We start from the raw sequence: 25,990 nt of genomic DNA, 5'->3' as shown, positions 1-25,990 counted from the left end.
TTCTCCCCGAATTCTTACTTTCGCGATGTATACTATAGCAACAAACTGAACCATGGGGTGACATATGATGAAGATAAAAAAGTCCGGTTGGATCTTCGGAGGAATTATACTAGTGGTTTTGCTCGTATTCGGTATGCTATGGATCTTCCCCACTACAAAAGTGCTCACAGACGAGGAATTGAAAGCAGCTGCACTTACAAAATATCCTGGGGAGATCATCCATGCCGCGAAATCTGGTGACGAGTACGAAATAGAAATGCAAATGGAAAATGGAATTTACGCTGTTAGGATGGATACGAAGACTGGGAATATCCTTTCGTTAAAACAAACGTCAGCGAAGGAAGTCCCTCCTGCTACTGACAAAGTTAAGGAAGACCCATCTACGGAAATCGATTCAACTGAAAGTACAAATGAAGCACCTATAACGCAGGAAAACAAACTGCTTACGCAGCAGGAGGTACTCATCATTGCAGCGAACTATTTAAAAGGTGTGTCCGATGACGATCCTGAGCTTCATCATCCTACTGGCCAAACTCCGTATTATTTAGTAGAAGTGGAGATTGAAAACGGTGAAAATGACCGTGAAGCGGTGGTCGAAGTGGACGCCTATACCGGTGCGGTGAAATCGGTAAATTGGGAGGACTAGGAAGCATTACGAAATAAGGTTGGTCGTGGCTATTGTCACGATCAACCTTTTTTGGTCATTACTCTCGCTCAAGTTGTATTTATTCTCGGACAATACCGGTTACTAGCGTTCATTTTATTTTACTTGCGCTAAAGCTTTATTTATTCGCTTTTAGGTGACTTTTATTTGCGAACAGGGCATTATTACCAATATTTATTAATAATTTCTATCCAAATTTTAACCTTCCCCTCCCCGTCCTTTCTTTTTAGCTGTATATAGTAGTACATGTAAGCAAAACAAATCTTAGGAGGAGAAAAAATGAAAAAACTACTAATTGGTTCATTAGCAACGGTACTTGTGATTAGTGGAGGAATCGGCATTAATGCATTGGCAAATGACGACAACGTAAACTTAAGTAAAACACAAAGCGCAAAATTAATTGGTATTGAAAAAGCAAAAGAAATAGCATTGAAAGAAGTTAAAGGGACACTTGAAAGTGTGGAGCTGGAAAAAAATAATGGCAAAACATTTTATGAAGTAGATATAGATGGAGAAAAATCAAAAGAATACGAAGTGCGTGTAGATGCTTTTAATGCAAAAGTATTGAACGTAAGAGAAGAAAACGATGATCAAAATGATGACGAGGATTATGATAAAGTAGCTTCGAATACTAAACTCATCACAGAAGCTAAAGCAATTGAAATTGCTCAAAAACAAGTCAAAGGCACCGTATTAGAAATCGAATTGGATTCCGATGATGGTCGATATGAATATGAAATTGAGCTTAGCACAGATAAAGGGAAAGCAGAGTTCAATATCGACGCAAGTACAGGAAAAATTCTTGAGAATGAACTTGATAATAACGATGATGATCTTGATGAAGATTAATATATAATGCTAGTCGCTTGATGTACAACATCAAGCGACTTTTTATATGTATTATGAATGGGTATAGTAGAGTTAAGAAAGATATTCTTGATTTTTGGCACTAAATTTGAAAGGATGATTCGATGAAAAAACAATATTACGTGAATGGTGAATGGAAATCTTCTACTGAGTATGTAGATTTATTTTCTCCACATACAAAGGAAGTCATCGCACAGATTCCACAAGCAACTCATAAAGAAGTAGAAGCTGCGATCGACATTGCACATGAAAACAGAAAACAAATGGCAGCACTAACTGCATATGAACGGGCTAACATTTTAGAGCATATCACCCAATTGTTTATCGAAAATCGTCAGAAAGCTGCAGAAATTATTTCATTAGAAGCTGCAAAGCCGATTAAATATGCATTAGCAGAAATTGATCGCACGATTGAAACATATAAATTCTCTGCAGAGGAAGCTAAACGAATAACTGGTGAAATGATTCCGATGGACGCCGCAAAAAATGGAGCAAACCGTTTTGGTTATACTATTGAACAACCAATAGGTGTTATTGGAGCCATTACACCGTTTAACTTCCCTCAAAATTTAGTAGCACATAAAGTTGGTCCAGCAATAGCTGCCGGCAATACAATTGTATTAAAACCTGCATCACAGACTCCCCTTTCTGCACTATTTTTAGCGGAATTAATCGACCAAACGGCATTGCCGAAAGGTGTATTCAATGTGGTGACAGGTAGTGGAAAAACTGTTGGGGACGCATTAGTAAAAAGCAATAAAGTAAAAATGATTACATTTACTGGTAGTCCTGCCGTTGGAAAGGGTATTCGAGATAGTGCCGGCTTGAAGAAATTAGCACTTGAGCTTGGGTCCAACTCTGGCTTGATAATCGATAAAAATGTAGATCTGGCTCAAATTGTCCCCAAATGTGTAATGGGTGCATTTTCTAACCAAGGGCAGGTATGTATCTCTTTACAGCGAACATATGTAATGGATGAAGTATACGAGGAATTTCTAGAGCAGTTCTCTGCTTTAACAAACAAGCTTGTAATCGGGCACCCGGATGATGAATCTACGGAGATTTCAGCTATGATTCATCCTGACGAACAAGAACGTGCACTAAGCTGGGTAAAAGAAGCCGTCGAGCAAGGCTCTAATATTGTTTCTGGAGGTACAATAGAAAATGGAATATTCTTACCCACTATTTTAACAAATGTGTCTGCAACTTCAAAAGTTTCTTGTCAGGAGGTCTTTGCGCCTATCGTCATTGTGAACCGAATCTCTTCTATCGAAGAAGGTATCGCAGCTATTAACAACTCTGATTTTGGTTTACAAGCAGGTATTTTCACGAATGATATACAGACAGCTTTTAAAGCTTCTAAGGAATTAGAAGTTGGCGGCGTTATGATTAATGATATCCCTACCTACCGAGTCGACCAAATGCCATACGGTGGTGTGAAAGAAAGCGGGATCGGAAAAGAAGGTTTAAAATATGCGATTCATGAAATGACGGAAACAAAGCTTGTTGTGTGGAACCAACAATAACTCCTCCCCACTTAATAGATTAACTTAAGAATGAATCACTGGAGCCTATTAATGGCTCCTTTTTCTTTGCCAACTCTTAGTTTATACATAATTTTGAATTATCCGCCTTAATGATTATCGTTCAACAATACTTTTTCTGAACGATAATAAGAAAGTGGACAAATATAAAGATAGGATTGATCTTATGAAAAAAATCGTTTTATTAGGGATGTTATCTCTTTTTCTAATTGTCATTACAGGGTGCTCTGATAAAATAGCCACTCCTGAAAATAATGAAGTGAAAATTGGAATCATGCTTTCCGACACTGGACTAGGAGACCAATCATTTTCTGATTTAGGGTTTGAAGGTCTTGAAAAAGCACGTGACGAGCTAAACATCTCGTTCGATTATCGAGAAATAGAAGATACCCAAACGTATGAAAAAGGTCTAGAGGAGCTAATTAAAACTGGCAATGACCTAATAATTGGTCTTGGTTTTTCTATCCAAAAGGATATGGAGACAATCGCTAAAAAGTATCCCGAAAAATCATTTTTACTAGTGGATGCTCAATCCGACCTGCCTAACGTATACAATGTTACGTTCAAAGAAGAGGAAGCTTCGTTCTTATTAGGAGCCATTGCCGGCATGAAAACAGCAACTAATGTCGTTGGATTTGTTGGAGGCGAAAACGTTCCACTCATTCAGAAATTTGAAAAAGGCTTTGTGGCTGGAGTAAAATCTGAAAATCCAGAGGCCGTGGTGTTGACCAAATACGCAGGTGACTTTGGCAATGACAAATTGGGAGAAAGCATTGCTAAAGAAATGATTTCAGCCAAGGCCGACTTCATATATCCAGCCGCGGGGTTCACAGGAGTAGGAGCTATTAATGAATCACAACGCTCAGGTACATATTCTTTTGGGGTGGATAGCGATCAGTTTTATTTGGCAGAAAAGTCCGTAGTCTCTTCTATGCTAAAACAAGTGGATGTCGCTATTTTTAATACCATAGAAGAACTAGTGGAAACTGGAGAAATATCAGAAAAAGATCAAGTATTGGGTATTAAAGAAAATGGGGTAAGTTTAGCGCCTATTCGTGTACTTGAGCTCACTCCTGCCGAGCAAAACCGCTTAGAGAAGCTACAACAAGATATCGCAGGTGGTTCCATCACAATAATCCAATAAGAAATAAGGTGACTAGAATATGAAACTGAAACAGAAGATATTAATGATATCGATCATTCCTCTACTATTATCTACCTGTATTATCGGCTATAACATCATTCAACTATCTTCTATAAAATCCTCTACTGAAGAAATCGTAGATGCTTTAGTGAAAGTAGAAGAATTAAATAGTTCAGCAAAAAGCTTACAGAAATCATTGAGTGCGTATTCTCTCAACATTTCTGAAAGCAATAAAAACGATATAGAGTTGGACTTAGCTTCAACAAAGCTCATAAATGATGAGTTAGCCTCTTCCTTAACGACTAAGGAACAGAAAGAGCTAGATTCCAGTATAGCTAGGAAATACGACGAAATATTAAGCTTTTCCAATCAAGCAATTGCAGAAGAAAACCTTGCGGAGATCAAACGCCAGTCTACACGTACAAAAGGGCTTATTAATGATGTCATCCAATTAAAACGAAATATCACTACTGAATATACGGTTATGCAAAACAATCTGCAAAATAAGATTGAAGCCATTATTTCTATTTCAATTATTTTAGTAATTCTTCTATTAGTCGGTAGTATTGCATTAGTTATTTTATTTACAAATAGAATCGTTCGACCAATACGTGCGATTACTAAAAATGCAGAGGAAATCGCAAATGGTAACTTGGCAGTCGATATCGTACAGGTTAAAACCCGCGATGAAGTCGCTGCACTACAAAAATCCTTCGAACAAATGACATTGAATTTGAGAGAAGTCATTACGCATGTATCTGATAGCTCCAATCAAGTAGCGGCTTCTGCTGAGGAATTGATGGCAAGTGCAGATGAAACGATGAAAGGAACTGAACTGATATCCAATTCAATTCAACAGGTTTCAGAAGGAGCGGAACATCAAACAAACATGGCGCATGAATCGGCTCGTTCTGCTGAAGAAAGCTCGGCTGCAGTTACTCTGATTGCAGAAAAAGCGAAAGAAACCATGGAAATAACGGTTGCAACGAACGAGAAAACTATGCAAGGATCTGCTTTTGTTCAAGATACAGTAGCCCAGATGGGATTGATAAATGAAGCTGTATTAGAAACGGACATGGCACTTGTTACGCTCAATGAACGCTCCAAGGAGATTGTTAATATTCTTAAGCTAATCACCGATATTGCCGACCAAACGAACCTGCTTGCCTTAAATGCAGCCATTGAAGCGGCACGTGCTGGCGAAGCTGGTAAAGGCTTTGCAGTGGTCGCAGATGAGGTCAGAAAACTCTCAGAACAAACGAGAAAATCGGTCTCTGACATTTCCGAGATAGCTACAGAAATTGAAATAGAAACGAAGAAAACCGTTACATCTATTACTGGAGTAAAGGAAAAAGTTGACTCTGGACTTACGATTGCACATAATACGGAAGTTACTTTCCAGGAAATCCTAACATCTGTAGAACAAGTGAAGGAACAAGTTGGAGATATTTCTTCTATAACAAATAACATTCATAAAATTGTAAAAGACGTTGCAAGCCATGCTAATAATATGTCCACAGTAGCAAGCGACACATTTGATAGTTCATCATCTGTTGCTGCAGCTTCCGAGGAACAGCTAGCATCCATGGAGGAAGTAACTGCAGCTGCCATTTCTTTGGCAAACCTTGCAGAGGATTTACAAGTACGAGTATCTAAGTTTCATATTTAACGCAATAATCCCTGTGTATATATTGCATACACAGGGATTTTTAGTTATGGCAATTAACCAACTTAATACTGATATTTTACAGTAACAGTTGCAGTGATAGAAATTTCTCCTTGCTCAATGGGTGTGCCTGCCTGTGAACTAGCCATCGATAACATTTTATAAGGTATTGGCACATTATGCTGCTCCTCCACAATGGAAACTGGTTGTGGATATAATGCAAGCTTCATGGTCTGGGCAATCGTTTGGGCTTTTGTTTGGGCATTTTGAAGAGCCCGCTGTAGCGCTTGTTGATAAACAAGCTCTGGATTATCTAGCCCAAATTTAATAGACGATACACTATTAGCACCGTTCGCCACCGCAGTGTCGATTACAATCCCAGCCTTTGCAATGTCGGTTAGCTTAACAGTAATAGCATTCGTAACCTCGTACCCTCTAAATACTTGTTTTCCCTCTATAAAATCATATTGAGGAAGGATATTAAAGGCTGCTGTTTGTATATTTTCCCTCGGAATATTTAACTCTAACAAGGATTGAATAACACGATTCATAATTTGTGCATTTTCTGCCTGAGTTTGTTGTACATCTTTCCCTTCTGTTCTTACTTCAATTTGGAGCTGAACATAATTTGGCGAGACTTCTACCACCCCATTACCAGTTACAGTGATTACTCTCACCATAGGAAATGAAAATGACGGAATACTTGAATACAACATCTAATTACCACCTTTTATATGTTATTTCTACCTATCCATATTCATCACATATAACAATAATGTTCATAAAATAAGGCATAATGACTTTTTTGCGTAAAGGAGTATGAAGAAGTGAAAGAATCGAAGGTCCATTTAGTTTCTGCAGCCCTGGAAAAGAATAACAGCCAAAAGCATTTTTATACCAATCACCATATAGAATTTCTAGAAGAACAAACATCTGTAAATCAACTGCTATTGAACTCTGTTTCCCAGTTGGACCAATCGAGTAAAACCATTTTACGCGAATTACATGATCAACGCATAATTCTCGATAAGTTAAATACCAACCACAGATATGATTATGGCAACATCAAAAAAATACTCCTCAATTTTGCACAGACATCAAAAGAAACCAAGTTCCAATTACAAAAACTTAGCCAAACACTTCAAGCAATCAATGTGCATTGGGATAACCAGTCTGAATTTAATGAGATAACAGATGCCCGAACGGAAAATTTAGAGAAAGCATTAAAAAATTTACAAGGAAGTGTGAATAGACAACGAAATTTCCTTAATAACTTCGCCATTGAACAAAACAATTTTTTCGAAAATATCAAAGGTCAATTTGACCAACGTGAACATCAATCTGATACCCGCACAAAAACAATACAAGATGTACTAGAGGAACAAAAGCGGTTTTTTACTATGATATCGAAAAACTTGGAAGAACAGAACCTTTTGCATGATTTAATCATAAATCAGTTCAAAGAGCAAAAAGCATTAAATAGTCGATTGAGTGAGAAACTGGAGCTTTCTGATGAATTGGATGAATTAATATTGGAGGAAATTAAACTTCAAATAACACAGCAGGATGATATATACAATTACTTACAAGATAGCCTCAATAGACAGCAAGGTTTTTTGCTTCAATTATCAGATAATCAAAATAGGCAACTTGAAAAAGTTAAGATTAGTCTAGAAAATATAAGAGAAGTTGATGCCCAACAGGTTGATGCCTTATTAGAAGTAAAAGAATCCATAGAAAAATTATTATAGCATCCGCTATCCACCGGGAATAAGTAATTTTAGTATAAAAAAATTTATGCCCTAACTCCTTTACCAACTATGAAGCTATCAATAAAGAATCATAAAGTTAAAAAAAATTTCAAAATAAGCTCAGTATATTTTAAAAAAGAGACCTAGTGAATATAATTCACCAGGTCTCTCTATTTTGGGCCGCATTTTAATTTAGAACTTTTACCGTAACTGTTTTACGTCCCCAATTGAGTGCTTCCTGTTTGGTTGGTATAAAAATATCTATTTTATTTCCTTTTATAGCGCCACCAGTATCACCAGCAATCGCTTCTCCATAGCCCTCAACCCATACTTTTGATCCTAAAGGAATTACGTTTGGATCAACAGAAATAACTTTCTGGTTTGGATTAGCTTTTAAGTTAATACCGGTAGCTGTAATTCCAGAACAGCCTGCACATGAAGCTGTATACGCAGTAGCAGTCATCGTCAACTCTTTCGCAACATTAGCCTGTTTAGATTCTGCTTTTGAAACTGGAGCTGCAGAAGTAGCTGAAGTGGTAGTTGCTGCACTTACCTTAGGCTGTATAACCTTTGAACCTTCTATTACTAATTTATTTCCAGGTATGATTAAATCACTAGTTAGCTGATTGTTCTTCATTAATTGATCTACTGTAATATTATGTTTTTCTGCAATATTAAATAATGTATCTCCAGAAACAACTACATACGTTTCCAGTGCTTCCTCGACTTTTAATTGTTGAGATGGATAAATGATCGTTGAATCGAGGTCGTTCCATTGTTGTAAATCTTGAACACTAACATTTTCTGCTTGAGAAATAGACCATAGTGTATCACCTTTTTCTACCGTATGAACACTTGCTGCAGATGCTTGTCCTGCTGCTCCTACTGATAGTGTTGCGATTGCGGTTAGTGCAATAATGTGTTTTTTCATAAAATGAATTTCCTCCTTTTCACTAACGAGATTCATCATACCACTTATAGATGACAGAACCATTGCATTTCTATTAGGAGAAAATATCATTTAAATGACAGAATTCGACACGATGCAACATTTGTAATATTACTTGCTCTGCAATCTATTTTGCCATTTGATTAGACTAGTAAGGCAAGCACACAACTTTCGTATGTTAATACCATATCCCATTGATCATTCCACTGTTCCCCCTACATACCAACAAAGCCTTTAGAAAACTTGCCACCTACGCAATCTTCGTAGCTATTTAGCGTATGACAAAGTAGTGAATCGGAATTTCTTATTAGACAGGACTAGTATGATTATACCTATGAGTCCTGGACTACTTCTGCTATCCAGTGTACATAATCTAATGGATATATAGTCGACCATATTAAAATGATAGCAAATAGACTCATATGTTTTTTAGAATTTTATTAAAATCCCATCGGACTCCTTCCTTTTAATTTTTCCAAAAATGCTTCTGAGGATTCGTAAAACGTTTCAGACCTTAAGAAACGGGAAACGAATGCTAAGGAGGCGTTGAAAATGCCATGGAATAAAAATGATTATCCCGATTCTATGAAAAACTTGGACGCAGATGTACGAGACAAAGCCATTGAAATTGCCAATGCATTATTAAAGGATAATTACGAGGAGGGTAGAGCCATATCCATTGCTACTTCTCAGGCCCGAAAAGCAATACATGGAGATGATGAAAATCGTATTACCTACGAGGTTATATCCCGTGAATCTGACTGGGTGCTTATGAAAGCTGACGGTAGACGTGCTATTTTTGTAGAGGATACCAAAGAGGATTTGCTTCAAAAAGCAAAACCATATGTAAATGAACAAAATGGCATCCTTATTATTTATGAGGAAGATGGTTCAGTAGAGGATACTTTATATGAATAAATAAAGAATATAAGAACGAAAAATATTCGAGAATAATAGGTTCTAAGTGAATAATGTATTTTCGAATTGAATAGAGTAATACTGCAACTCCCGAAGTCTCCATTTCGGGAGCTTTTTTACGTTAATTCTAAGGAAATTGTTCTCGTATTCGTCGTAAATAATCACGTTAAAAACAAAATAATAACATAAGTCAATAGCCGCACTTTTAGCCCATTAAACTAAATCACCTCATTTGTTAAACACATCAAGATTATTCATTTCATCAAAATCCTAATTTAACTACGAAAGTTACTTTTTTCCTTCAAAATTACTATTGAAATAATTAAAATAATAATATATCATATCCCTATTGGTTTAATAGGAATTAAAGGGAGGGTATTTATTTGGTACAAATGATTATTACTGGATTGTTGTGCGGTGCTTTGCTAGGATTTGTTATGCAACGAGGAAGATTTTGTTTGACTGGTGGCTTTCGTGATATGTATCTAACGAAAGACAATCGTATGTTTTATGCATTACTTATTGCCATTGCAGTTCAAAGCGTAGGTGTTTATACACTCGTTGCACTTGAAGTCATTCAAATTAGCTCAGGTACTTTACCATTATTTGCAATTATTTTAGGGTCATTTATATTTGGTATCGGAATTGTGCTAGCTGGTGGTTGCGCTACTGGAACTTGGTACCGGGCTGGAGAAGGGTTAATTGGAAGTTGGATCGCATTAGCTGGTTATATGCTAATGAGCGCAATTATGAAAACAGGCCCACTTAGTCCGTTAAATCAAAACATCGAAAAGTCTCAATTACCGTCGAATTCTATGGCAGATACTCTCGGCATAAACGTATGGTTTTTAATTGCCTTATTACTTGCAGTGGTAAGTTGGATTATTTATAAAGAAGTTACAAAACCAAAAGTAGTTATTCCAACACTTAAGCCTAAAAAACAAGGGATGGCACATATTTTATTTGAAAAAAGATGGCATCCGTTTGTAACGGCGGTACTTGTTGGACTTATCGCAATTCTTGCTTGGCCATTGAGCTCCGCAACTGGTCGAATTGCAGGGCTAGGTATTACTACTCCTTCTGCAAATATACTACAATTTTTAACTACTGGGGATATGGCGTTTATTAACTGGGGCGTATTTTTAGTTCTTGGTATTTTGGTAGGATCATTTGTTGCTGCTAAAGCAAGCAGTGAGTTCCGTTTTAGAATGCCTGATGTAAAAACTGGATTAACCAGTTTTACTGGAGGTAACTTAATGGGATTTGGAGCTAGCTTGGCAGGTGGTTGCTCCATCGGAAATGGGTTGGTTATGACAGCTCTAATGACTTGGCAGGGTTGGATCGCATTGATTTTCATGATTCTTGGTACATGGACAGCTGTTTACTTCGTCTTCATTCGTGGAAGAAAGGAAAAAAATAGTAAAGCCACTGTACAAACAAGTGTCACAACAGCATAAAGAAGGAGTGTCAAATATGAAAAAAGTATTAGGAGTCATGGGAATGGTTTGTCCCTTCCCATTAGTAGAAGCAAAAGAAGCAATCTCAGAGCTAAGCTCAGGGGATGAATTAGTGATTGAATTTGATTGTACACAAGCTACGGAAACAATTCCGCGCTGGGCTGCGGAAGAAGGGCATAACGTTACTAACTATGAACAGGTTGGTGATGCCGCTTGGACGATCACTGTTCAAAAGAAATAAGAAAAGCGTAAGCGCTTATTCAAGTCACGGATGGATTTCGCCTCAGGCATCCTTTACCGAAACCCTAAGACACTCAATCGGCTAGCTGCAAAGTCCGGACAATACTGATTAAAAAGCATATGCTTTTTGTCTTTTATAAACTTTCGAGCCTTCCTGCATTCAACTATGCAGGAAGGCTCTCTTTATGGATTAAATCGAGTGAATTTCCAATCATTAGGATCTTGCATTGCGACTCTCAAAATCTGCTTCGATTCCCTGTTTCCATGTACGATTTATTTTTTCGCCTTTACGATATGAAGTCACCACTTCACTGACAGCTTCATAGTTTAAACGTGTACCTTCGACATCCGCATGATATTCCACCGCAAAATCCTCTCCGATGCCAAACTGTGCAGCAGCAGATATAGCATCAATATTTGCACCGAGGAAGATAAATTCCCAGCCGAATTTTTCTTTTTGACGGGCAATCATTGACTTGATCTTGTCGTAGTTGTATTCACTGCTTGCATTCTCATGTCCATCCGTTGTGATGACGAACAATATTTTACTAGCTCGATGATCGGCACTAGTTCTTTTTTGAGAGTTTCCGATTTTTTGAATCGCCATCCCTATTGCATCGAGTAACGCTGTTGTCCCGCTAACCTCGTATTCTCTTTCGGACATTGGTGCAATACCCTGAACAGGAATACGATCATGGAGCACCTCTGAATGGTGATTGAACAGAACAGTTGTCACATTCGCTTCTCCCTGTTCCTTTTTCTGCTTAGCAAGCATCGCATTAAATCCACCTATTGTATCCGTCTCTAAACCTGCCATCGAGCCACTCTTATCCATAACAAAAACCAATTCCGTTAAATCCTTTTTCATCTTTATCATCCTCCATTTGTATGTTTCTCTACAAATCAAGAATAACTAATTTGATGACTCTATTGGTCGCTTCAATAGCGACATTTTAACCTCCCAATAAAACTTGGTCAAAGGCAAACAACGCTTCATTGATTTCATAAATATTGTAGTTTTCTTCTTCGATAAAGAACTCAACAATCAAGTCAAATTTACTACTAGGAGTTAATGTATAACCTGCCTTAGATAATAGATCCAATGTTTCATCTAAGTTCAGCTCTAATGCAATTGCAAAAGCAATAACTGTTTTTTTAAGTGGCGTATAGTTAGGTGTATTCCGTATTTTAGAAAAAAGTCGACGATCCATATTTGCTTTTTTATACGTTTCTACGTCTGTCATTCCCTTTTCATCGATTAAACGAAATAATCTCTCAGAAAATGACTCTCCTAATTGCTTCATAACATCCTCTAAATTTCTTTTAGAAGAACTAAAGCTCTCCGCTTCTAAACTAAGGGGAGACTCAAAGGATTGTAGCTGACGACCACGTTGAAAACGCTCTTCTATTTCCTCTACATAATATTCATCAATATATTCATGTATAGATGTAAATAATTTTGCGCTTATTTTAAATGATTTCTTGTCAAAAACAACTAAATACACTTGCATGTCGTTTGCCAAAAGAAACGAGCTAATTGTTGAAACCGCAATTTGTAGCGCCTCTGCCTTCGGATAGCCATAGATACCGGTGGAGATAAGCGGAAAAGCTATAGAATCATAGTTTTGAGAGGCTGCTAAAGCCAAGGAATTTGCATAAGACGCTTTTAAGAACTCTGCCTCATTTTGTTGGCCATCTTTCCAAATAGGACCTACAGTATGAATGACTTTCTTCGCCTGCAACTGAAAACCATCCGTCATCACCGCTTGCCCTACGTCGCAAAAACCTATTTCTTCACAAGCTTTCTGAAGTTCTTTCACACCAGCTGTTTGGAATATGGCACCACACACCCCTCCACCTATTTTGAGTGCCTTATTCGCCGCATTCACAATTACATCAACGTCCATCTTCGTAATGTCATTTCGAACGATTTCTAATGGCATATCCTCGATTCCTTTCCTGTTACTTTTATGTATTTTGTATATTCTATTATCCCACAAACGAAACCCATCTTAAACAAAGGCTTAAGATGGGTTTAACTCAGAAGTTCTATTTTAAATAAAAGAGACCACCATTTATTATCTCTATTTTTATTCTCGCTTCGTATTGTTGCTGAAGTGCTTTTTTCTCCATCTCGTAGCACTCTGGTTTGTCCTCTACTCCCTCATAGAAGAATTCTAATACGCGTATATCTCGCTGCCACCTTTTTTTCGCTAGATCGGCCCAGGAATGATCATCCTGTTGGATGAGATTTTCAACCACTCCATCTAATCGCTCTAAACCTCTAACCGGTTTGATGATATAAGGTAACAAAAATGCATTTTTGGCTTTTGTGGGAGCAATATTCATGTCTCCTAAGGTAGCATGAAAATCCGTAGTGATATGACCATTCATCAGATTAATACCTAAAGAATGGAGCATTTCCTTCGTCTGATTGCTATAATAGGAAACTTTATAATTCACGCCTAGCCATGGAGTTAGTATAGGACGATTAATTGTTTCCTCCACCTGCTCAAACATTTCGATAAAAGCGCCCATTTCATGGGTAGCTTGAAATAGCTGACCGAGTCGTGGTGATCCGAAATAGACCAATTCTCCCCTTACGTTATCGTTCAGCTTTGTTTGGTCAGTTATTAATGTAAGCTGCGTTGGACTGGGTACTCCTCCTGTCGTTTCCACATACTTCCAATAATAAGGTCTATTCATAATACGTTTATCCATGTCAATCGTGAGCTGAACAGTAAGATAATGATCCGTATCGGCTACAATCTGACAGTTATTTTCGGAGAAGAACGTTCGTAAGTATTGTTGAACCTGCTGCGGATACATTTATATCCTCCTTTGCATATACCAATTAAATCGTTTGTTTAAATGCGGACAATATATCATCTAAATCACCTACAACCTTTTCAAAAACATCAATTTTTTTGTATAATAACTGCAAAATATCTATTTCAATCGTGTTTTCAATTGCCAAATTATAAATATGAACATCATGTTCTTGGCCTAATCGGTGTACACGTCCTATTCGTTGCTCTAGCTTCATCGGGTTCCAAGGCAAATCATAATTGATGACATGATGACAGAATTGAAGGTTAATCCCTTCCCCACCCGATTCAGTAGCTATCAATACTTGCGCATGTTCTTTAAATAAATGCTTCATATAATCTCGCTTATTTTTATTGAATTTCCCATTAAAAAGCACGCTTGTAATACCTTTTGTGTGCAAATACCACTGCAAATATGCTTGACTTGCTTTATATTCTGTAAAAATAATCACTTTATCCTTTGCCTGTGAAATTATTTCGTATGTTTTTTCTGCTTTTGCGTTTATTTCTAACGCCATTAATTTCTGCATTACATTTTCAACAAAATTATTTTCCTCAGGATTAGTGCAATTTTGCCTCATTTTATTTAATGTAAGAAATGTAGCTTCCTTACTACTACACATCTCTTTTTGGAGTGTAATCATCGAAAAGGCACCTGAAAATACAGGAGAGATATTCTTTAGGTCCATAATCATCTCATACACTTCTTTTTCCTCATTTGTGAACTGAATCGGAATAATATTCACTTGGCGATTCGTCCATTCAATGCCTGTATCCTGTCTACGATTACGAACCATTACTTGGTTTACTAACTCCTTCAAATAGTCATCATGCTCTAAATCATGTTTACTAGCAGAAAATGCCGATTGGAACGCCTCAAAATTCCCGAGATGGCCAGGCTTTAGCAAAGAAATTAGGTTAAATAATTCAAACACATCATTTTGAACAGGTGTGGCTGTTAATAGCAAGCAAAATTTCTTCTTTAAACTTTGCACAAACTCATAGATTTTGGTTTTGTGGTTTTTTAACTTATGAGCCTCATCAATAATAATCATGTCATAATCCTGTTCAAAGATAAGCTCTCGATGAGGACTTTTTTTAGCAGTATCCATACTTAGAACGACAACATCACAAAGTTCTAATGGAGTATTTTTCTTATACGGTACAGCTGGTATATAAAACTTATAATGGAGCTCCTCCACCCATTGATTGATCAGTGAAGCGGGAGCTAATATTAGAGCTTTCTTTACTAACCCTCGAACAAGATATTCCTTCAATATCAAACCAGCCTCAATTGTTTTTCCAAGTCCCACCTCATCCGCCAAAATTGCTTTCCCATTCATCCGTTCAATAACGGTTTCTGCAACTTTTAGTTGATGTTCAAGCGGTTTTAAACTGGTCAAATACTTAGGAGATTGCAGACCTGTAAACTCCGTGATTAAACTATTTTTGGCAATATCATAGCTCATATTATAAAGTGTCCAATTATCCCATGGTTCAATGTTTTCTAATCGTTTAACGAAACCTTCAGCCCATTCCGAAGATCTTTCTATAATCATTTCCATCACCTCATATTACTTTTCCTTAGGTTGTCCCAAAAATAGAAGTGTATGATTGATAGAAGGAAATAAAGAAAAAGAATTTTAACTTTCTACAAAAAAACATTGCCTTTCTTGTAGATAATGCTATATAATATAAAAGTCGCAAATGATTTGGAATTAATTCATCCAAATAATATTTTACTTCGGAGGAATACCCAAGTTCGGCTGAAGGGATCGGTCTTGAAAACCGACAGGCGGGTCATACCGCGCGGGGGTTCGAATCCCTCTTCCTCCTCCATTTTTATTATAATAATGATAGTTGTAATTTTTTTGTCGCGGGGTGGAGCGATAAGCAGTACGTAGACTGCGAATTGTGCCGACGGCAAGCGAAGCGAGGAAGGCACAAATCTTTCACGTGAAGTTTAGTAGCAATTTATATTATATTGTCGCGGGGTGGAGCAGTGGTAGCTCGTCGGGCTCATAACCCGAAGGTCGCAGGTTCAAATCCTGTCCCCGCAACCAAATGGTCCCGTGGTGTAGCGGTTAACATGCCTGCCTGTCACGCAGGAGATCGCCGGTTCGATCCCGGTCGGGACCGCCATTTTTTATTTAATCATTTTTTTGAGATTTAGGATAAGCAAGCAGGTCGAGGAAGCAATCGAGCGAAAGAAGGAGCGTACTCAAGTACGTGACTGAAAGAGCAAGTGCAGCTGACGAAGAGATGCGCAGCTTAGCGTAAATCGAAGAGGCTCAGTAGCTCAGTCGGTAGAGCAAAGGACTGAAAATCCTTGTGTCGGCGGTTCGATTCCGTCCTGAGCCACCATATTATGCGGGTGTAGTTTAGTGGTAAAACCTCAGCCTTCCAAGCTGATGATGAGAGTTCGATTCTCTTCACCCGCTTCCGAATAAAGGAAGACCTATTGATGCAAAGATCAATAGGTCTTCTTTTTTGTTATTTCCTGCGAGCTTCTGCTTCGTCTAAAATTTCTCTTCGGAATCCTTCAATACTTTCTTTTCGATGCTCATTCTTTTCTCGGATAGCTTCTCGATTATTTCCGCTCGTGTGCTCCATTGTTTCTTCGGCAGCTTCCATATTCTCTTTCGTATTACTTACCATTTTCTTTAACTTTTTCACATTATCTGATCGGTCATCTGGATTTGGTCTATTGTTTTTAGACATTTGAATTCCTCCTTTTTTTTTTAACACAATTTTTATCGTCCCCTATCTTGTCCAAATTATTCGATTTTATATTTCTTTCATTTTTCGGAATAATATTTTCCAAATAGGACAAAATATTAGGAGAATACGATGAAGGGCGGTAATGACTATTACTACGGAATGGTTTGACAGAGTAACAGAGGAACTACAAGATCATTTGAACTCGATTTGTGAAGAGTATGACCAAGTCGGTCACATGAATATTAATCGCGCTTCTAAACATCCGCGGATTGAGTTTTTTGTGAGTACAGAAGTGGAAGAACGAGACTATTTTTGTACAATACTATTTGACCCTTATAATGAGGAGTTCTATGTAGAAAGCTTCGATGTCGAACTACACCAACCTACTAGAATAATTTTAGACGATATTACTGATATTGTAGAAGCCGTTCATGAAAGCTTTCACGAGTTTCTGATGGATGACAGCGATCGCGAATTGGTTTTCATGGGTGAGGACGACGATGATGGAATGACTGTAGAAGAGATTGACGTGGAATGGGAAACTCCTGAAGTTACTGCATTCTTAATAGACGATGAGATCGAAGTTACCTATCAGTTTGGTGTGGACATTTCAAATGGCGATGGCGTTCTCCGTAGAGTGAATCGTATTTGGACAGATGATGAGGAAATCGAGGATGAAACTACCTTTACGTTCAAAAAAGATGAAGCCAGTACTATTATCGCAATGATTGCTAGCCATATGGATAGATTGGTTGGATACGATGAAACGTTAGACATTTAAAACCAATATACATCTCCAGTTAGGCAATTTGCCAGTTGGAGGTGTTTTATTATGTTCAAAACTAATCAACTAAGGGAGATAATCTGATAAAATGAGAGTAATAAGAATTGGAATGGAGAACATACCTTGAAAACCTTTAAAAAAATGTACATAGAAATTACTAGTGTTTGTAATCTTGCTTGCAGCTTTTGCCCACCGACAAGTAGAGCTAAGAATATTCTCAAACTGGATGCATTCAATAAAACATTAGATCAGATTCGACCACATACAAAATATATTTATCTTCATGTTAAGGGTGAACCACTTCTACATCCGAGGGTCGACCAATTATTGGATGCTAGTCATGAGAAGGGTTTTAAAGTAAATATCACGACAAACGGTACGCTTATCAATAAAAATAGACATAAATTGTTAGGTAAACCCGCTCTACGACAGATTAACTTCTCTTTACATAGTTTCGATGGTCACGAAGGATCCGAAAATCGCGAAAAATATTTAGGAGATATTCTGGATTTTGTACGAGAAGCTAAAGAACATAATATTATCATTTCCTATCGTTTATGGAATTTACAGAAAGACCAGGTTTCTGAAGTTGCACAACGTAGAAACCGTGAGACGCTGGAAATAATTGAAAAAGAATATAATCTAGACTTTAAAATCGAAGAAAAAGTACAACCAGGTAAAGGTATTAAAATTGCTCATAATATATACTTGAACCAGGATCATGAGTTTCAATGGCCGAGTTTATTTGCACCAGAGGATGATGGAAAAGGATTTTGCCATGCTCTCCGAAACCAAGCGGCTATTCTTGTGGATGGAACCGTCGTACCATGCTGTTTAGATGGAGAAGGTGTAATTGACTTAGGTAATATTCATAACGATTCTTTCTCAGACATTATTGAGAGTGATCGAGCGAATAATTTGTATGATGGATTTACAAGAAGAGAAGCAGTTGAAGAAATGTGTAGAAAATGCGGATATAGACAGAGGTTTGGCGTTTAAAACCCTTACGTATAGAAACTAAGCAATGCAAATGGTAATATTAGATTTCGGAGAGGAGAGATATATATGGAATTTATAACACTTAGCAATGGCTTGAAAATCCCTCAAATTGGCTTTGGGGTGTGGAAAGTTGACAACGAAACTGAGGCTCCTGCTGCAGTAGAAGAGGCTCTTCGCGTGGGGTATCGTCATATTGATACAGCTGCCGTGTATAAAAATGAAGAAGGCGTAGCAAAAGGAATCACTGCTTCAGGAGTTCCACGTGAGGATATCTTCCTTACTTCAAAAATTTGGAACGATGATATTCGTGCCGGCCGTACAAAAGAAGCCTTCCAAGAATCGCTTAATCGTTTACAAACAGATTATTTAGATTTATGCTTGCTCCACTGGCCTGTTGAAGGTATCGTAGAAGCTTGGCGCGCACTGATAGAGCTTTATGAAGAAGGAAAAATAAAAGCAATCGGTGTATCTAACTTCAAAGAACATCATCTGGATAAATTGCAGGATGCTGGATTGATGACTCCTATGGTCAATCAAATTGAATTACACCCACAACTGCCACAGCAAGAATTTGTTGATTATTTAAGTAAAAAAGGTATTCAAATAGAGGCTTGGAGCCCATTGATGCAAGGGAAATTCATGGAAATTGACTTATTCCATAAATTGGCTGAGAAATATGGAAAATCTCCATCACAAATTGTTCTTCGCTGGCATTTACAGTTAGGACGGATTGCTTTACCAAAATCAGTTACGCCTAGCCGTATTCAAGAAAATCTAGATGTTTTTGACTTTGAGTTATCTTCTGAGGATATGAGCGCAATTACAGCAATAGCTACAAATGTGCGTATCGGTACTGACCCAGATAAAATTTAATTCTAATAGAAAATGTCGGAAGAAGTGTCTTTACACTTCTCTCGGCGTTTTTCATCTTTTATTCTTTCACAGTACTCAAAATGAAAAAATGTCTTTCATTTATACTCATTCCCCGCTTCAAAATTTGATGTATGAAAATGAGGTTGATGAAAAGAATCCTATTATTTTTTATCTATACTCCTTTTAATATTAATATTTCGTGGCAGATTCCAATCAAAATAAACAGATAATATCCTTAATATAACTATTACGATTAAGAGAGAAAATGTGGCATAGGGACCGCGTATGAGATCTAGTCCTATAGCAAGACCGGCTAATACTGCCCATAATGCATATATTCCTGAATGGAAAATCATCGGTTTTCTACCTGCGAATATATCTCTTATCATCCCACCACCTGCTCCTGTCATGGAAGCTGCAATGATAACAGCAATTAATGGAGCATCTATAGATACAGCATATTTTGCACCTTGAATTGCGAATGCCGCTAAACCAATGGCATCAAAAAAGACAGCACAATTTTTCCAATTGCTAATCCATTTTTTCGGCAATAAACAAACTAATGTAATAGCCAAAAAAGCTACTTCAAATAAATAATCTTGTAACCAAATATTTTCGATTGGTATCCCAATTAAAATATTTCGAACTAGTCCCCCTCCAAAGGCTGTTGTAAACCCTAAAAAATAAATACCAAATATATCATAATCCTCTTCTACTGCGATAAGCACACCACTTATCGCAAAAGCGATGGTGCCAATGATGTTAAGAATGTCCCATGTCAAAGCGATTCCTCCTTTCCTCATTGGACCATTAATTGAAAAAAAATCGTTCAAAAAGTAAATTTTGAACGACTCTACTGTTTTATTCTTGCATACTACAAACAACTTGTCCTACGGCTTTTGCTGCAACCAAAAGTGCATCCTCGTCAATATCGAATTTTGGATGATGATTGAAAAATGGTTTTTCAACGCCTTTAGGTGTACAACCGATATAGAAGAAACAAGCTGGGAATTTTTCTGCATAGTACGCAAAATCTTCCGATGGTGCCATTGGTGGAACTTCTTTTACTTCTGTAATTTCTTTCACATTTGCATTTTTTAATGCTTCTGCCACTTTTTCTGTAAGTTCGGGATTATTGTATAAAGGTGGATAGTCCGGTGTATAAGTCAGTTCACAAGTTACATCAAACTCTTCCTCTAGTCCTTTTACTAATCGTTTTACTTCTCTTTCAATTGTTTCTTTTGTTTGTGTTGTCATGTAGCGGATATCACCTTCAAGCTCTACACTATCTTTTATCACATTAAAGGTGCCAGCACCATCAAACGATCCAATAGTAATTACTCCTATTTCAAAAGGACTTAAACGGCGACTTATGATGGTTTGAACAGCAGTCACAAAATGAGCACCCGCAACAATTGCATCGTTTGCTAGGTGAGGTGACGAACCATGGCCACCTCTTCCTTGTATTTTCAACTTCATATATGCTCGTCCATTAAAAGCATAGCCTTTGTTGTAACCAACCATCCCTGCTGGAGCGATTGGTAATAAGTGAATTCCATACACTTCATCTAAATCATCCAATTGTCCAGATTCTACTATACTTTTTGCTCCACCTGGTGGAACCTCTTCTGCATGTTGATGAATTAGCTTAATCGTTCCAGACAACTCTGATTTCAATTGAATTAAGCAATCTGCTAACACTAATAAGTACGCTGTATGCCCATCATGTCCGCAGGCATGCATGACACCCTCGTTTTTTGACTTAAACGGTACAGGTGTTTCTTCCACTATTGGAAGTGCATCAAAGTCTGCACGCAATCCAATTGTCTTTCCAGGTTTTCCACCTTTTATGGTTACAATAATTCCGTAACCATTTCCAACGTTTGTTTGTACATAGACGTCTTTTCCTTTGTAAAAGTCCGCAATATATTGAGCCGTTTTTTCTTCCTTAAATGATAATTCAGGATGTTCATGTAAAAAACGGCGAATTTGAATTATTTCATCTTTACGTTCATCCAACATTTTCATTAGTTTATCTTTCACAACTAACACGCTCCTTATTTTACTTCACTTTTACCAGCATTGTTTGGAACCATGAAAATAATCGATAATAATGCGATGACTCCAAAAATTACATTGGCAATAATGCCTCCAGTTGCCGCTGCATCTACCCCACCTCGGGCCGCAATCATCGAATATACAGTAGCAGATATAGCAACTCCAAAAGCAGAACCAAGGGAACTTGCCATTTTATAAATACCTGACGCTGCACCAATTTTATCGTCAGGTGCATTCGAAACCGCGGTGTCTGTAGATGGCGTTGCATAAATCCCTAATCCTAATCCAAACAAAGCGAATCCTATAAATACAACAACTGTATAAGCAACATCTGGTAAGAATGTTAAGCCCATCACCCCAACACCGATTAGCGTCAAGACAGTACCCCAAAGCATCGGTTTTTTTGCACCAATTTTTTGAAGAATCTTTTCTCCTACGCGAATCATTGCAAGCACAGCAATTAGATAACCGATGGAAAGCATACCAGATTGAAAAGATGTAAAACCTCTTCCTTCTTGTACATACGTATTCGCAACAACAAGCGTTCCGGCAATAGCATTGAGCAAGAAGTTTGAAACTGTTGCACCAGTGTATGGCGCGTTTTTAAATAAACCAAAATCGATTAGCGCATTGGATTTACCATTTTCAACTTTTATAAAGATTATCGCACCAATTACTGTGACAACTAGCAGTGCAATCGTAATCCAATTTGACCAACCAATTTCAGCACCTTGTGTGATGAAAACATTCAATGCTAACATTGTTATAATGAAGATAATTAGACCACTAACATCAAATTTAGAATTGCCAGTTTGTTTCGCCTTGCTTTCAGGCGTGTCTTTTAATAACCACAATGCAAGAATTGCGATGATAATTGAGAAGATGAAAATCCATCTCCACCCCATATATGTTGCAATTGCACCTCCGAATAACGAACAAACACCAGAACCGCCCCAAGAACCAATTGACCAGTAGCTAAGTGCCCGTTGGCGTTCAGCCCCTTCAAAATAAGCTTTCATCAAGCCAATCGTTGCAGGCATAATACAAGCAGCCGAAAAACCTTGAATTACCCGACCAATAATTAGTAATGTTGAACCAGTTGCTAAAACTAAACAAAGTGATCCAACGATACTTAAAATAAGTCCGATATTCGTCATTTTCTTCCGTCCGATTTTATCAGCAAGTCCACCAGCTGCAACTATAAAAATACCCGAAAACAGTGCAGATAAACTAATTGCAATGTTTAATATACCAGATGAAACTCCTAAATCCTCTTGAACTGCGGGAACTACGTTTACCATTGCTTGAGCAAATAACCAAAATGTTAATACCCCGAATACAATCCCTAAAATCATTTTATTTGTACCTTTATAGGTTGTCTCCATAATTTTCACTCCTTGTTTTCTTATGTTTTATCTTGTGTAGAACTGCTAACACTATACTTAAGTACTCTCGAGTAAATCTAATTGCAATTGAAAAGCTTTCCTTGTGTATATTTTATCTAGAAATCATCTATCAAGCCTTGCCATTTATGCTTTGTTCATTGGTTTCGTTGGATAACATTCTGACATAATAAAATAACTGGTACAAAAAAGACGGTTAATTTTTTACCAAAAGATAGAATAACAAAATGCAAAACTGTTTCAATCGAGTTCAGTAAACTTTGGACAGATTGTAGCTAGAATTTTACCGTTTGATTTTTATTTTTAATATGCTGTTGTTGACGTCTGTCACTAATAATATATCTCGGTCATTCTTATGGCGGTTAACTGTTCGTCTACACCTTCAACCTTTCAGAAAAAGTTTAGTGCATTTTTGGTTAACTAGAGAAAAGAACTTATCCTATTCAGAAAAAAAGCGCTCGAGGGAGTACTACTCACTTTGTTGATTGTAGTGGGAGGTGGCGACTTCGACGGGTTAAGTGAGACAGATGAGATATTAAAGCGACACATAGGCGAAGGTGATAGCTCATCGCTACCCTGCGAAAAGCATTCACTTGTAACGGAAATCATCAGTATTATGTATCTTAAATCCATTATTCGCGAAACATTTTATATTCTATAAAAAAAGCCATCAGTATCTTAAGATACCAATGACTTCTGATAATTTAATGAACTATTAGCTATACGTTTTACGGATATCAAAAAAATGAATGGCATTAATTGATAAAAATGAATAGAATGACCAATCTCCCAAAATGGTCTCATCAAAGATTTGCATAGAAGGATGACTTAAACGATTAATATATTTTGTCACTTCTAGATCCACACCGTGTATACTACCTAAGTTTCCCCAGTTTTTATATAGAGCTCCGTTGTCTTTATCGAATATATACTTTCGTATCTGATACTCCCCGGGCTTTAAATTCGAAATGGTTACCCGTATGTCTTTATTTAATTGTCTGAGGAAAGCATCTTCAATTGAAAAATAAGGGTTTATATTAGTACAGTTCATCAGCACTAACTGATAACCACCCTCATATTCCGTCAAGATATAATCTTCTCCATACGCAATAGCATTACCAGATAATTTCTCGGCAAAAGCCATAGCGTGATAGGCTGGCCGTTTCCCTTTAAAAAAATGGAATAATTCCATTCCTTCTAATTGAATACGATGGTGTTGATCACCAACCTCATGTAATTCGGTATTAATCCAAAATCCGAGTGACTGGACATCTTTTGAAATCTCTAATGCATTTTTCAATACTAATGCGCCTCGAAAAAACGTTCCATTCGTGTATCGTGTATTTCCTGATAACGTATTCCACGAAATTAAATGGAGTGGCTTTTCCATGTGAAGCTGTTTTAAATAATTTTTCAATTTAGTTGTTTTTTCTTTAATATAATCTTTAGCAAATAAAAATCGATCATTTCTACTTTCTTCAAAATTGATCGCATTGTTTTGATTTGCATGATAGCCGATAAAATCAATATTATCTGCTTTCTGTAGTAGCCAGACGTGTTGATCGCTCGTCCTTTCTTTTTCTATTGAGAACGGTATATACACACCAACGTGTATCTTCGGAACAATTTTTTTAATTGTATGATGAAGCTTTTCATAAATACGTTGCAGCTCTTTCCCATCAACCGCAGAATAATAGGATTCATAGTAAAGAATATGCCATTTACTCAAATAAGACTCGCCATAAGCTAATAAGCAATGACGTAAAAATGCTTTTAGTTTGGTGAAATACGCCTCTTCATCCATGGATATATCTTGATAATCAATGCGGCTAAATATAGATAGGTCATGCTTCTTTAAAAAGTTAATAGCAAGATCTGCTGTAAAATAAGGAGACGAAGTCGAAATAAGCTCATCCGTTTCTACCGTCGGAAGAAATGTAGAATTACCTACTAAGTTTCGAATACCTATGTAATTTAGACGAAGTTCATCTTTTACCGCTAGTACCTGCTCTCTTACATCTTCTCTTAAAATTTCTTTTAGCTCTCGTATTATTAAAACATGATCTGGTCTATAAATTTTTTCCTGTGTTGAAATAGATGTGTCTATAAATAATTCTTCATAACGAGCTTCCGTATTGCTATACGTATTATCTTTCTCTGTTAGTAACGAACCTATTTTCAAAAATATTTCGTTAGAATTCGTCAGTGTTTCTATATCTTCCTTTTGAATAAGCTCAATAGTATTCACTTTTTCTTCCACATGTTGATCGCGGTATACTTTAGGGGTTTCTCCGTAAATTTCTTTGAAAAACTTTGCAAATGATTTTGCATTTGGAAAACCATTTTTCATGGCAATTTGAGAAATTGAATCCGATGTATAAAGTAAATCCTTCACACTGTGTTTCAATCGAATATTCATAAGAAATCGGCTAAAGCCCATACCCATTGCTTTCTTAAAGTATCGAGATAAATAACCAGGAGACACAAACGTTTTATCAGCCATCTCCTCTAAAGTTAATGGCTCTTGAAAATGCTTCTCCAAATAATCCACGATTTGTATTATTCGTTGATCTTCCGTATCTATCTTTTCAAAAACACTGCCTTTTTCCTTAAAACGGCGTATTAGGATGAGTAGAACTTCACTAACGAGTCTTTGCATTTCTATGGCATAAATTTCGTCATTTCTAAAATAGGCTATCACCATTTCACCAAAGAATGTTCGAAGCTGATCGAGTAAAACTTCTCTTCCCATATCAATATCTCCTGAAAAACATTCAAAACGGCGATTGCGATACTCTCCGTAAAACTGATCCATATATGTGTCCGAGATGGTAAAACGTAGAACACTATTTTGTTTATTTCCTTGCATTTCAAAAAGTTCATTTCGGTTAATGAGAAGTAAATCCTTATCCTTCAGTTGATAAATCCGGTTTCTTGTTTCAATCTTTAGCTCCCCATCAATTACTAAAACAAATTCGATTCCGCGATTCAATGAGGGAGCTACATAACCGATTTTTTGTATCCGAAGATAGAAGTCCTTTTGTCTTTGATCCAAACAAGTCACCACCTCAGTTAATTTTTGTTTCTATAAGTGATCTTATCTATTATATCGCTTACAATTGAA

23 protein-coding genes and 5 tRNA genes are annotated in these 25,990 nt (G+C 37.0%); 17 read left to right on the top strand and 11 right to left on the bottom strand.

The window, feature by feature from the left end; all coding sequences use genetic code 11:
* Positions 1 to 67: 67 nt before the first annotated feature.
* The 5 genes from ACIQX2_RS06040 to ACIQX2_RS06020 all read left to right on the top strand — a co-directional run bounded on the left by ACIQX2_RS06040 (position 68) and on the right by ACIQX2_RS06020 (position 5,888).
* Positions 68 to 646 carry a PepSY domain-containing protein gene (locus ACIQX2_RS06040; RefSeq protein ID WP_402847738.1) on the top strand — a complete coding sequence of 193 codons (579 nt, stop codon included), beginning with the start codon at positions 68 to 70 and terminating at the stop codon, positions 644 to 646.
* Positions 647 to 943: 297 nt separating this feature from the next.
* Positions 944 to 1,513: a PepSY domain-containing protein gene (locus ACIQX2_RS06035; protein ID WP_402847737.1), complete on the top strand. Its 570-nt coding sequence runs from the start codon at positions 944 to 946 to the stop codon at positions 1,511 to 1,513.
* 122 nt (positions 1,514 to 1,635) lie between these two features.
* Complete coding sequence (locus ACIQX2_RS06030; RefSeq protein ID WP_402847736.1) at positions 1,636 to 3,057, top strand: aldehyde dehydrogenase family protein; 1,422 nt, start codon at positions 1,636 to 1,638, stop codon at positions 3,055 to 3,057.
* A 184-nt stretch (positions 3,058 to 3,241) separates the two neighbouring features.
* Entirely contained in the window at positions 3,242 to 4,219 is a 978-nt protein-coding gene (locus ACIQX2_RS06025) for a BMP family lipoprotein (RefSeq protein ID WP_402847735.1), read from the top strand.
* 19 nt (positions 4,220 to 4,238) lie between these two features.
* On the top strand, positions 4,239 to 5,888 hold the full coding sequence (locus ACIQX2_RS06020; protein ID WP_402847734.1) for a methyl-accepting chemotaxis protein: 1,650 nt from the start codon (positions 4,239 to 4,241) through the stop codon (positions 5,886 to 5,888).
* A 62-nt stretch (positions 5,889 to 5,950) separates the two neighbouring features.
* Here ACIQX2_RS06020 and ACIQX2_RS06015 read toward each other — a convergent pair whose 3' ends face one another.
* Positions 5,951 to 6,601, bottom strand: coding sequence for an SIMPL domain-containing protein (locus ACIQX2_RS06015; protein WP_402847733.1), 651 nt, complete (start codon positions 6,599 to 6,601; stop codon positions 5,951 to 5,953).
* A gap of 111 nt (positions 6,602 to 6,712) precedes the next feature.
* On the opposite strand from ACIQX2_RS06015, the gene ACIQX2_RS06010 reads away from it, so the two are divergent.
* Positions 6,713 to 7,636 (top strand): hypothetical protein, encoded by a 924-nt coding sequence (locus tag ACIQX2_RS06010; RefSeq protein WP_402847732.1) that lies wholly within the window; start codon positions 6,713 to 6,715, stop codon positions 7,634 to 7,636.
* Between the two features lie 187 nt (positions 7,637 to 7,823).
* On the opposite strand, the gene ACIQX2_RS06005 is transcribed toward ACIQX2_RS06010, so the two are convergent.
* Complete coding sequence (locus tag ACIQX2_RS06005) at positions 7,824 to 8,567, bottom strand: 3D domain-containing protein (RefSeq protein ID WP_402847731.1); 744 nt, start codon at positions 8,565 to 8,567, stop codon at positions 7,824 to 7,826.
* A 570-nt stretch (positions 8,568 to 9,137) separates the two neighbouring features.
* On the opposite strand from ACIQX2_RS06005, the gene ACIQX2_RS06000 reads away from it, so the two are divergent.
* The 3 genes from ACIQX2_RS06000 (at position 9,138) to ACIQX2_RS05990 (ending at position 11,201) form a co-directional block, all read left to right on the top strand.
* Positions 9,138 to 9,503 carry a DUF2188 domain-containing protein gene (locus tag ACIQX2_RS06000; RefSeq protein WP_402847730.1) on the top strand — a complete coding sequence of 122 codons (366 nt, stop codon included), beginning with the start codon at positions 9,138 to 9,140 and terminating at the stop codon, positions 9,501 to 9,503.
* Between the two features lie 392 nt (positions 9,504 to 9,895).
* A complete protein-coding gene (locus ACIQX2_RS05995; RefSeq protein ID WP_402849105.1) occupies positions 9,896 to 10,960 on the top strand; it encodes a YeeE/YedE thiosulfate transporter family protein in 1,065 nt (354 codons plus the stop codon).
* A gap of 16 nt (positions 10,961 to 10,976) precedes the next feature.
* Positions 10,977 to 11,201 (top strand): sulfurtransferase TusA family protein, encoded by a 225-nt coding sequence (locus tag ACIQX2_RS05990; RefSeq protein WP_402847729.1) that lies wholly within the window; start codon positions 10,977 to 10,979, stop codon positions 11,199 to 11,201.
* Positions 11,202 to 11,414: 213 nt separating this feature from the next.
* On the opposite strand, the gene ACIQX2_RS05985 is transcribed toward ACIQX2_RS05990, so the two are convergent.
* The 4 genes from ACIQX2_RS05985 to ACIQX2_RS05970 all read right to left on the bottom strand — a co-directional run bounded on the left by ACIQX2_RS05985 (position 11,415) and on the right by ACIQX2_RS05970 (position 15,593).
* Positions 11,415 to 12,068, bottom strand: coding sequence for a vWA domain-containing protein (locus tag ACIQX2_RS05985; RefSeq protein WP_402847728.1), 654 nt, complete (start codon positions 12,066 to 12,068; stop codon positions 11,415 to 11,417).
* Between the two features lie 85 nt (positions 12,069 to 12,153).
* The gene (locus ACIQX2_RS05980) at positions 12,154 to 13,143 is read right to left on the bottom strand and encodes a macro domain-containing protein (RefSeq protein WP_402847727.1); all 990 of its coding nucleotides are present in this window, start codon (positions 13,141 to 13,143) and stop codon (positions 12,154 to 12,156) included.
* A gap of 106 nt (positions 13,144 to 13,249) precedes the next feature.
* Complete coding sequence (locus tag ACIQX2_RS05975) at positions 13,250 to 14,029, bottom strand: YqhG family protein (RefSeq protein WP_402847726.1); 780 nt, start codon at positions 14,027 to 14,029, stop codon at positions 13,250 to 13,252.
* Positions 14,030 to 14,054: 25 nt separating this feature from the next.
* Positions 14,055 to 15,593: a DEAD/DEAH box helicase gene (locus tag ACIQX2_RS05970; protein ID WP_402847725.1), complete on the bottom strand. Its 1,539-nt coding sequence runs from the start codon at positions 15,591 to 15,593 to the stop codon at positions 14,055 to 14,057.
* A 181-nt stretch (positions 15,594 to 15,774) separates the two neighbouring features.
* Between ACIQX2_RS05970 and ACIQX2_RS05965 the strand changes: the two genes are divergently transcribed.
* From ACIQX2_RS05965 to ACIQX2_RS05945, 5 genes are all read left to right on the top strand, one after another.
* Positions 15,775 to 15,867, top strand: a tRNA-Ser gene (locus ACIQX2_RS05965).
* A gap of 149 nt (positions 15,868 to 16,016) precedes the next feature.
* Positions 16,017 to 16,091: transfer RNA gene (locus ACIQX2_RS05960), tRNA-Met, on the top strand.
* Positions 16,092 to 16,094: 3 nt separating this feature from the next.
* Positions 16,095 to 16,170: transfer RNA gene (locus ACIQX2_RS05955), tRNA-Asp, on the top strand.
* A gap of 146 nt (positions 16,171 to 16,316) precedes the next feature.
* Positions 16,317 to 16,392: transfer RNA gene (locus tag ACIQX2_RS05950), tRNA-Phe, on the top strand.
* A 6-nt stretch (positions 16,393 to 16,398) separates the two neighbouring features.
* A tRNA-Gly gene (locus tag ACIQX2_RS05945) sits at positions 16,399 to 16,469 on the top strand.
* A gap of 52 nt (positions 16,470 to 16,521) precedes the next feature.
* On the opposite strand, the gene tlp is transcribed toward ACIQX2_RS05945, so the two are convergent.
* Positions 16,522 to 16,749 carry a small acid-soluble spore protein Tlp gene (gene tlp / locus ACIQX2_RS05940; protein ID WP_402847724.1) on the bottom strand — a complete coding sequence of 76 codons (228 nt, stop codon included), beginning with the start codon at positions 16,747 to 16,749 and terminating at the stop codon, positions 16,522 to 16,524.
* 148 nt (positions 16,750 to 16,897) lie between these two features.
* On the opposite strand from tlp, the gene ACIQX2_RS05935 reads away from it, so the two are divergent.
* The 3 genes from ACIQX2_RS05935 (at position 16,898) to ACIQX2_RS05925 (ending at position 19,405) form a co-directional block, all read left to right on the top strand.
* Complete coding sequence (locus ACIQX2_RS05935) at positions 16,898 to 17,530, top strand: hypothetical protein (protein ID WP_402849103.1); 633 nt, start codon at positions 16,898 to 16,900, stop codon at positions 17,528 to 17,530.
* Positions 17,531 to 17,656: 126 nt separating this feature from the next.
* Entirely contained in the window at positions 17,657 to 18,532 is an 876-nt protein-coding gene (locus tag ACIQX2_RS05930; RefSeq protein WP_402847723.1) for a radical SAM/SPASM domain-containing protein, read from the top strand.
* A 66-nt stretch (positions 18,533 to 18,598) separates the two neighbouring features.
* Complete coding sequence (locus tag ACIQX2_RS05925) at positions 18,599 to 19,405, top strand: aldo/keto reductase (RefSeq protein WP_402847722.1); 807 nt, start codon at positions 18,599 to 18,601, stop codon at positions 19,403 to 19,405.
* A gap of 161 nt (positions 19,406 to 19,566) precedes the next feature.
* Here the strand turns inward: ACIQX2_RS05925 and ACIQX2_RS05920 are convergent, their stop codons facing one another.
* The 4 genes from ACIQX2_RS05920 to ACIQX2_RS05905 form a co-directional block, all read right to left on the bottom strand.
* A complete protein-coding gene (locus tag ACIQX2_RS05920; RefSeq protein WP_402847721.1) occupies positions 19,567 to 20,187 on the bottom strand; it encodes a trimeric intracellular cation channel family protein in 621 nt (206 codons plus the stop codon).
* 79 nt (positions 20,188 to 20,266) lie between these two features.
* The gene (locus ACIQX2_RS05915; protein WP_402847720.1) at positions 20,267 to 21,448 is read right to left on the bottom strand and encodes an amidohydrolase; all 1,182 of its coding nucleotides are present in this window, start codon (positions 21,446 to 21,448) and stop codon (positions 20,267 to 20,269) included.
* Between the two features lie 14 nt (positions 21,449 to 21,462).
* A complete protein-coding gene (locus ACIQX2_RS05910; protein WP_402849100.1) occupies positions 21,463 to 22,851 on the bottom strand; it encodes an MFS transporter in 1,389 nt (462 codons plus the stop codon).
* 730 nt (positions 22,852 to 23,581) lie between these two features.
* Complete coding sequence (locus ACIQX2_RS05905; RefSeq protein WP_402847719.1) at positions 23,582 to 25,921, bottom strand: helix-turn-helix domain-containing protein; 2,340 nt, start codon at positions 25,919 to 25,921, stop codon at positions 23,582 to 23,584.
* Between the last annotated feature and the right edge of the window lie 69 nt (positions 25,922 to 25,990).

Origin of the sequence: Psychrobacillus sp. NPDC096623 (genome assembly GCF_044762655.1) — a bacterium.
In the GTDB taxonomy this organism is placed as follows: domain Bacteria; phylum Bacillota; class Bacilli; order Bacillales_A; family Planococcaceae; genus Psychrobacillus.
Note: the sequence above shows the minus strand (reverse complement) of the source record. Positions and strands in the feature narration are given on the sequence as shown.

What these genes read in the sequence shown, in the direction of transcription:
- ACIQX2_RS06040 (WP_402847738.1), top strand. Translation starts at nt 68, where the DNA reads ATGAAGATAAAAAAGTCCGGTTGGATCTTCGGAGGAATTATACTAGTG.
- ACIQX2_RS06035 (WP_402847737.1), top strand. Translation starts at nt 944, where the DNA reads ATGAAAAAACTACTAATTGGTTCATTAGCAACGGTACTTGTGATTAGT.
- ACIQX2_RS06030 (WP_402847736.1), top strand. Translation starts at nt 1,636, where the DNA reads ATGAAAAAACAATATTACGTGAATGGTGAATGGAAATCTTCTACTGAG.
- ACIQX2_RS06025 (WP_402847735.1), top strand. Translation starts at nt 3,242, where the DNA reads ATGAAAAAAATCGTTTTATTAGGGATGTTATCTCTTTTTCTAATTGTC.
- ACIQX2_RS06020 (WP_402847734.1), top strand. Translation starts at nt 4,239, where the DNA reads ATGAAACTGAAACAGAAGATATTAATGATATCGATCATTCCTCTACTA.
- ACIQX2_RS06015 (WP_402847733.1), bottom strand. Translation starts at nt 6,601, where the DNA reads ATGTTGTATTCAAGTATTCCGTCATTTTCATTTCCTATGGTGAGAGTA.
- ACIQX2_RS06005 (WP_402847731.1), bottom strand. Translation starts at nt 8,567, where the DNA reads ATGAAAAAACACATTATTGCACTAACCGCAATCGCAACACTATCAGTA.
- ACIQX2_RS06000 (WP_402847730.1), top strand. Translation starts at nt 9,138, where the DNA reads ATGCCATGGAATAAAAATGATTATCCCGATTCTATGAAAAACTTGGAC.
- ACIQX2_RS05995 (WP_402849105.1), top strand. Translation starts at nt 9,896, where the DNA reads ATGATTATTACTGGATTGTTGTGCGGTGCTTTGCTAGGATTTGTTATG.
- ACIQX2_RS05990 (WP_402847729.1), top strand. Translation starts at nt 10,977, where the DNA reads ATGAAAAAAGTATTAGGAGTCATGGGAATGGTTTGTCCCTTCCCATTA.
- ACIQX2_RS05985 (WP_402847728.1), bottom strand. Translation starts at nt 12,068, where the DNA reads ATGAAAAAGGATTTAACGGAATTGGTTTTTGTTATGGATAAGAGTGGC.
- ACIQX2_RS05980 (WP_402847727.1), bottom strand. Translation starts at nt 13,143, where the DNA reads ATGCCATTAGAAATCGTTCGAAATGACATTACGAAGATGGACGTTGAT.
- ACIQX2_RS05975 (WP_402847726.1), bottom strand. Translation starts at nt 14,029, where the DNA reads ATGTATCCGCAGCAGGTTCAACAATACTTACGAACGTTCTTCTCCGAA.
- ACIQX2_RS05970 (WP_402847725.1), bottom strand. Translation starts at nt 15,593, where the DNA reads ATGGAAATGATTATAGAAAGATCTTCGGAATGGGCTGAAGGTTTCGTT.
- tlp (WP_402847724.1), bottom strand. Translation starts at nt 16,749, where the DNA reads ATGTCTAAAAACAATAGACCAAATCCAGATGACCGATCAGATAATGTG.
- ACIQX2_RS05925 (WP_402847722.1), top strand. Translation starts at nt 18,599, where the DNA reads ATGGAATTTATAACACTTAGCAATGGCTTGAAAATCCCTCAAATTGGC.